Annotated in this window: 8 protein-coding genes; 5 read left to right on the plus strand and 3 right to left on the minus strand. The window is 66.6% G+C overall.

Going from position 1 to position 6,002, the window contains the following annotated elements:
• Nucleotides 1-871: 871 nt before the first annotated feature.
• Nucleotides 872-1,015 carry a hypothetical protein gene (locus tag QMK34_RS37035; protein WP_326419409.1) on the minus strand — a complete coding sequence of 48 codons (144 nt, stop codon included), beginning with the start codon at nucleotides 1,013-1,015 and terminating at the stop codon, nucleotides 872-874.
• 1,050 nt (nucleotides 1,016-2,065) lie between these two features.
• Between QMK34_RS37035 and QMK34_RS37040 the strand changes: the two genes are divergently transcribed.
• A complete protein-coding gene (locus tag QMK34_RS37040; protein WP_326419410.1) occupies nucleotides 2,066-2,920 on the plus strand; it encodes a helix-turn-helix domain-containing protein in 855 nt (284 codons plus the stop codon).
• Complete coding sequence (locus QMK34_RS37045) at nucleotides 2,917-3,129, plus strand: DUF397 domain-containing protein (protein WP_326419411.1); 213 nt, start codon at nucleotides 2,917-2,919, stop codon at nucleotides 3,127-3,129. Before QMK34_RS37040 ends, QMK34_RS37045 begins: the two co-directional genes overlap by 4 nt.
• Nucleotides 3,130-4,234: 1,105 nt before the next feature.
• Here the strand turns inward: QMK34_RS37045 and QMK34_RS37050 are convergent.
• Entirely contained in the window at nucleotides 4,235-4,441 is a 207-nt protein-coding gene (locus QMK34_RS37050) for a hypothetical protein (RefSeq protein WP_326419413.1), read from the minus strand.
• A 57-nt stretch (nucleotides 4,442-4,498) separates the two neighbouring features.
• Nucleotides 4,499-4,693, minus strand: coding sequence for a hypothetical protein (locus QMK34_RS37055; RefSeq protein ID WP_326419414.1), 195 nt, complete (start codon nucleotides 4,691-4,693; stop codon nucleotides 4,499-4,501).
• Nucleotides 4,694-4,789: 96 nt separating this feature from the next.
• Here QMK34_RS37055 and QMK34_RS37060 point away from each other — a divergent pair, with 96 nt between their 5' ends.
• From QMK34_RS37060 to QMK34_RS37070, 3 genes are all read left to right on the plus strand, one after another.
• Nucleotides 4,790-5,179 (plus strand): hypothetical protein, encoded by a 390-nt coding sequence (locus tag QMK34_RS37060; protein ID WP_326419415.1) that lies wholly within the window; start codon nucleotides 4,790-4,792, stop codon nucleotides 5,177-5,179.
• Between the two features lie 273 nt (nucleotides 5,180-5,452).
• Complete coding sequence (locus QMK34_RS37065; protein ID WP_326419416.1) at nucleotides 5,453-5,608, plus strand: hypothetical protein; 156 nt, start codon at nucleotides 5,453-5,455, stop codon at nucleotides 5,606-5,608.
• Between the two features lie 43 nt (nucleotides 5,609-5,651).
• The gene (locus QMK34_RS37070; protein ID WP_326419417.1) at nucleotides 5,652-5,879 is read left to right on the plus strand and encodes a hypothetical protein; all 228 of its coding nucleotides are present in this window, start codon (nucleotides 5,652-5,654) and stop codon (nucleotides 5,877-5,879) included.
• The last annotated feature ends 123 nt before the right edge of the window (nucleotides 5,880-6,002 follow it).

The following is a 6,002-nucleotide window of genomic DNA, read 5'->3' on the forward strand; positions in this document are numbered from 1 at the left end:
ACAGCTGGTCGCGGGGGTGTGGTCAGAGTCGGTGGAGGCCGTCCAGCAGCCTTTTGAACAGGTGCAGGTTCGGTGGTGTGAAGGTGGCTTCGGCGAGTGCGAGGTCGCCGGGCCCGGGCCACGCCACGGGTGCCCGCGGTGGCGTGGTCGTGGTGTCTGCCGAGGGGGGTGTCTGCGCGGCAGGTGTATCGGGGGAGACTGGGTTCATGTCGGTCGGCGGTCATGCGCCCCGTGGGGGCACGGGTTGGTTGCCGGGACGGGTCCCGGTGGCGGCGCGGCGCGGGGAGTGCGATCAGCAGGATGCTGCAGGGCGCGGCCGACCACCGCACCAAGGCTGCTGGCCGATCCCGCAGCGGATGCCGGTCCGGCAGCACGGTCACGCGCGTGGAGGCGTGTTCGACTGTGTAGGCGGTGCAGTCCCAGACTGCACCGGTGGCGGCGCCCTAGCCGTGGGCGGCGTGCTGCAGCGCTAGTCGCACGACCAGCTTGAATCCGCTGACCTGCCGCTGTTTCGGTCACGGTGCACCGCCGCGTCGACTGATGGCGAGGGTTGGGACACGGAAGAGCCGGAGGACATGTCGGGGTGAGCCGCTCCGGCCCCATCGTGAATCCGGGGTGATCACCAGCAGCCTGCGCAGCCAAGCCTGGCGTACCTGGCGTCGGCATGGGTGCCGACGGGGTGTTCCCGCTCGTTCCAGGCGTTGGGGTGGTCGTCCAACGTTGCCAGGTGTGCCAGTGCTCTGTTCACGGCGTTCTCACTTTTCGTATGGATGGTGAACCGGCTCCTGCTCCGGAAGGGAGGTGGTGGAGCAGGAACCGGGGTGTGCGCGCTAGGAGAAGTCGGACCTAGCGGCACTGGCTCGTGTGCGTCTCAGCGCCCTGCTGACTGGACGACCTCGATGGATCCGCGGTTCAGCGGTGATCCGAGCTGGAGGTCGATCTCGCCGTCGGCCGGTCGCAGATCGTGGAAGATCGGCGAGCCTGCTGGGATGTGGATGGAGGAGTCGGTGTTCATGCCACCTCGTCCCTCGTCCTGCGGCGGAGGCGTGAGGCGCGCTTCAGAAAGGTCGGTGGCATCTTGGAGCACGCCGACCAGTTGCTCGCTGAGGCGTAGTAGCCGGGAGGCCGCGGGCAATAGATTTGTGGCGCTCACCTGGCGTGCCTCAGGACTGCTGTCTCACTTCCTCGGCCCTGCGCGCTGCGACCAGGGCGTCTTTCGTCTGCTCTGTCCAGTGCGTTGAGGCGTTGCGGTGGTCACTAGTCTGGGTAGGTCACGTCGGTCTCCGCCCGTGGAGCGCGACCCGTGCGGGGGAACGGGGACTACAACCCTCGCGCGGGTCGCGGACTGCTTGCCTCCAGTTCTCGGGAACCGGGGTCATGCACTGGCAATCGCCGGACAGTCGGAGGTTTCGCCGCGGAAGGGTGGCGTCGTGGTCGACTCGTCGAACAGAGGCTTCATGCCGATACCCGCCCGGGCTGACGTGCGGCCGGATCAGCGCAGAGGGCTCGGTGACCGGCACCTCAGCAGGGCCCCGCTTGAGCGTCCTATTGTCGCGGAGACGCTGGGTTATCCCCACCGCCGCGTTGTCTGCCACGTCCGGCCAGACCGGCTCCGCAGCCTCATCCTCGATCCTGCTCCAAAGATCACCGAGCGACCTCCGATCAGGGGCGGGAACAAGCCCGTGCCTGCTGGGACGGCGCAGCTCAGCGCGCCTATCTGCCCAGCTCAGTAGGTCACCCTTCATCCGCTTCCAGCCCATAAACACAGCGAGGCCGATCAAGCCAGCCACCACACTGAAAGCGTCCCAATGGCCACCCGACGTATTCCCCATGCGATTAAACCCAACGTCGTCGTGTCGTCGTCGTGGGCAGGTAGGGACTCGTAGGAGCCGGGGCCCCTACCTGCCGTTGGCTGGCCGGTGATCACCGACAGCGGTTTGCCAAATGCGCCGTCCACCGGTTGTCACTGAGCCAACATGCGCAGAGTAGTACCGCGCAGACGCGCGATGCAAGCTTACAAAGCGCGCAGAAGCGTGAATCTTGATTGCCCGCTATGCTGCGTGCCATGCCCGCCTCAACACGCGCGACCCGCTACCTCGGCGCGTTCCTCCGCGACATGCGGACCGCCTGCAAGATGCTGACGACCGACGTCGCGACCCACCTTGACCAGAGCGACAGCACGGTCGGCAGGTACGAGCGAGGGGAGCTGCGTCTCACCTGGCCGGTTATCGGCACCCTGGTCACGCTGTACGGCGGCAACGCGGACGAATTGGCTGAAGCGAGGCGACGCTACGACGCAGCCAAGAACGAGCCGAAGCCCGTGAGGCTTCCGGCGAAGACGCTCCCGGCGTTCCGTCGTCTCGTGAATGAGGAGCGCGTGGCCACTGGGGTTCGTACCGTTCAGCCGATCGTTGTCCCTGGGCTTCTCCAGATCGAGGAGTACACCGACGCGCTCGGCGACCAGTTGCACGACCCAAGCTCGCGATCAGTCGGGGCAAGCAGTGTCCGGCAGTCTCGTCAACAGCGTCTCGACCCAAGCGAGGCCCGGCCGCTCCACCTCCACGCGATCTTGGACGAGATCGTCATCACCAGGCGCGTCGGCGGGGTCGCAGTTATGCGCAAGCAGCTTCTCCACATCATCGACTTGATGGGACGGGACAACATCACAGTGCAGATGGTCCCCGCTGAGGCCGGCGCATACGGCCTAACGAACGGTGGCATCTTCATCGTGGACTACGAGGAGCCCGTTGAGCCGTCCGGCGTGTACTTCGAGTACCCCGCAGGGAACGCTTGGGTGGAGAATGAAAAAGACGTACAGCGGTTTGCCAAAATTTTCGATCGCGCCGTACGCGTCGCCTCGAAACCTGACGAGACGGCGGATTTTCTCCACCGACAGATGAGGGTATTAGAGAGCAAATGAGCGGTTACGAAGGTCCGGACCACCTGACCTGGAAGAAGTCCAGCTACTCCGGCGCTGACGCCAACACAACGGAGTGCGTGGAAGTTGCCTTCTTCGGCGATCAGACGTTCGTTCGGGACAGCAAGGACCTAGGCGGCGGCTCGATCCGTTTGCCGAAGGCGGCGTGGGCCAGCCTGATCCGTGTCACGGCAACAGAATCGCACAGCTGACATCTGCGCGGTATACGAGTATCTCGGGCCCCTGGTGCAGTACACGCACCAGGGGCCCGACCAATGTCGCTGGCCATACCGGCCACGCATTCCCGAGTGTGCGGGATGAAACGCTGGGCGTGTCACGTTCCGGCCCGGGCCGCGGACCCATCGAGGGTGCGGTGGGACCTGCGCCGTCGGACCGGACGGCGGCCGGGCCCGCGCACGCCGGATCACGCGCGTTTGCGGAGATGACTTCCACCTTTCCAGTGCACGGTTCTGGGTGCCCGAACCACCCCCGCACGCGCGGGGAAGACGCGACCGACTACCCCGTCCAGATTCGTCGGTACGGGCCACCCCCGCGCGTGCGGAGAAGACCTGTGACATCGGCGTAGCGACGTGGGAGCTGAAGGATCACCCCCCCGCGCGTGCGGGGAAGACTAGGTAAGGGACCCGTAGAACAGGCCGCCGCTGGCACTACCCCCGCCGGTCGCCGGAATGACGTCGTTGGGGGGACCACCCCAGCGCGTGCGGGGAAAACCTGGGGCGCAGGCATCGTAGCGATGCCGCCGGAGCTGCGCCCGCAGGTCACGTCGTCGTCAGTGGGGTGCAGCCCGCGCGGGTCCCATCCGTTCAACCCGGCACCGCAGATCGGCAGCCAGCTGTCCGGGTCGAGCAGGTGGACTGTGCCCGACGGCGCGCGGCCGTGGGCACCGGCGTGCCGTGCCGCCCACGCTGCGAGTGGATCGACCGGTGTTTCGGCCGGGCGGTGATGGGTGAACCGGCGCCGGAATTCCCGCAGTGGCTCGCGCGTCACCGGCAGCGTAAACAACCCCGGCAGGTCACTGGGCTCCATGCCCTCCACGGTCGCAGGGTGCGCCCGGAATGATCTAGCGCCGTTCAGGTCCTTCACCGCCGAGTCAGCAACTTCGTGAACAGTGACGGCCTGCGACGTGGAGGGGCCCTCAGGTTCGGCGCTGTGCAGGGCTGAACGAGAACGAGCTACGGCGTGTCTTTTCCGTTCGCCGTTCAGGTCCCTTCCCCGAAGCCTTCATACCCAGCTGTCGACGTCGCCCCCTTGGCAACGTCGCTGGTGAACGGTCGCCGCCGATCGGGGGGCCGGAGCTCACCTGGCTCGGCGGGTGCGTATGTAGCTGATCCAGTAGTACACCGCGAGTGCCACCCAGCTCGCCTGCATGACCCAGCCGAGCCAGTTGGTGGCCCCGAGCCACAGCAGGTTCACCACTGTGAGAGCGGTCCACAGTACGGCGACGATCAACGCTGTTTTAGGCGGGAGCAGGCTGCCCCGCAGGTTCCATCGCTGTGCGGACACAGGTTTCTCCTCTCTCTTCCTGCATGCGGCTGCCGGGCGCGCCGCGCCCGGCGGGACTCACGAGGTGTGCCGGTGGTGCACGCCGTCGACGAGCAGTCCGCCCAGCCCGCAGCCCACGCCGATGGTGCCGCTCGCCCAGGGAGCGTCCGCGCCGAGCAGGAACGCCACTCCCGTGCACGCCACGTACATCGCCGCGACGAACGCTACCCGCCAGCACCACGTCCCCAGCCGCGTTCTCTTCGATGCGCTCATCACGCCAACCTGCCCACGTCACGAGCCGACGAAACCCCCCGGCTGTCCGAGCGTCGCATCTTCCCGTAGTCGGGTTCCGGAATACGGGGTGAGCAGGTGGTCGAAGTTGTGCTGCGCGTCGATCGTCGAAGGGCCGGGTCGGAACAGCGGGTTCAGTCCGCTGGCGAGGTCCTCCAGACCATTGAGGGCCTTCGCCGCGCGTTCGGCGCCGGGACCGTCGTCTCGCCCGGCGACGGTCCCGGCCTGATCGCGATCGCCGTGGCCGCGGTACTCATCGGCTCGGGCTGGTGGGCGCGCCGGGTGATCCGCAGCGCCGCAGCGTGGGTAAACGCGGTGCTGGAGGAGGAACTACTTGCAGTACAACCCGGATTTCAGTGGACCGCTGAATGTGATTGGAATAGTTCTAATTGTCGTGGGTGTCACGATAGCGGCGATCGGAACTGTGTTCTACCTGCGAAAGCAGAGCAAGTAGTTTTTCGTCGCTGAGCGCCTCGGGTGTGACCTCGAGGCGCGTCGGTGTTTCCACGTCTCACTCGACGTGCTGGCTGATGCCGAGCTGGGTGGGCAGTAAGCGGCAGTGGCCTTCCGTGCCGCGGGTCGAGGCAGACTGCGCCGTCGTTCCGGTTGCCGACCGGGGGTCCGCTGCGCGGTACCGATCCGGGGCTCTTCTCCGCCGGTACCCGGACCGCGGCATCGGCTCGCCCGGCGCCGCGACGGACAGAAGGTTCCGGCCCAGCGGACACCGCCGCCCGCCCCGCGATGACCCGCACCGGCGCGGTCTGCGACGGCATCGCGCGCGACGGCGCCAGCCGGTTGTCGGCGGATCCCATGGGGGCTGCTGATCGCGCTGACCTCATCATCCCCGTCGGGATCGCCGCGGCCGTGGTCATGCGTCAGCTGTTCGAAGGCCGATGAGAAGAAGTCGATGAGCAGACGGTTGTAGCGCTACCGCCCGCTGGTGCGACTGATCGTCTATGAGCATTTCACGAGATTTCTCAGCATGAGCGTGCCGGGTGATGAGCCGATCGGTCCGCTGCGGCTGTCTGAGATGTCCCCGGCCGTGCGAGCGGCCCGGCAGCGGGACTACAGCCGCCGGTTTCCCAGTATCGCCGAGACGCTGTGGCGCGTCCGCGCCGAAAGAGACGAGATCGTCGTGCCCGGTGTTGACGCATCAGCCAGACACTAGGGCGTGTCCCGTGGATCATGGAACGGGGTCTCGGAGCCAGATCCTGATTGAGGCGACATCACTAGTCCCGCGGAACATGTAGTCACGCTTGTCATACCGAGTGGCCACCGCTCGATGGTTCTT

The sequence above is a fragment of the Amycolatopsis sp. H20-H5 genome (assembly GCF_035828755.1).
GTDB lineage: Bacteria > Actinomycetota > Actinomycetes > Mycobacteriales > Pseudonocardiaceae > Amycolatopsis.

Bases quoted from the DNA above. Each gene is read 5' to 3' on its own strand.
- QMK34_RS37035 (WP_326419409.1), bottom strand. From the start codon at position 1,015: ATGAACACCGACTCCTCCATCCACATCCCAGCAGGCTCGCCGATCTTC.
- QMK34_RS37040 (WP_326419410.1), top strand. From the start codon at position 2,066: ATGCCCGCCTCAACACGCGCGACCCGCTACCTCGGCGCGTTCCTCCGC.
- QMK34_RS37045 (WP_326419411.1), top strand. From the start codon at position 2,917: ATGAGCGGTTACGAAGGTCCGGACCACCTGACCTGGAAGAAGTCCAGC.
- QMK34_RS37055 (WP_326419414.1), bottom strand. From the start codon at position 4,693: ATGAGCGCATCGAAGAGAACGCGGCTGGGGACGTGGTGCTGGCGGGTA.
- QMK34_RS37065 (WP_326419416.1), top strand. From the start codon at position 5,453: ATGACCCGCACCGGCGCGGTCTGCGACGGCATCGCGCGCGACGGCGCC.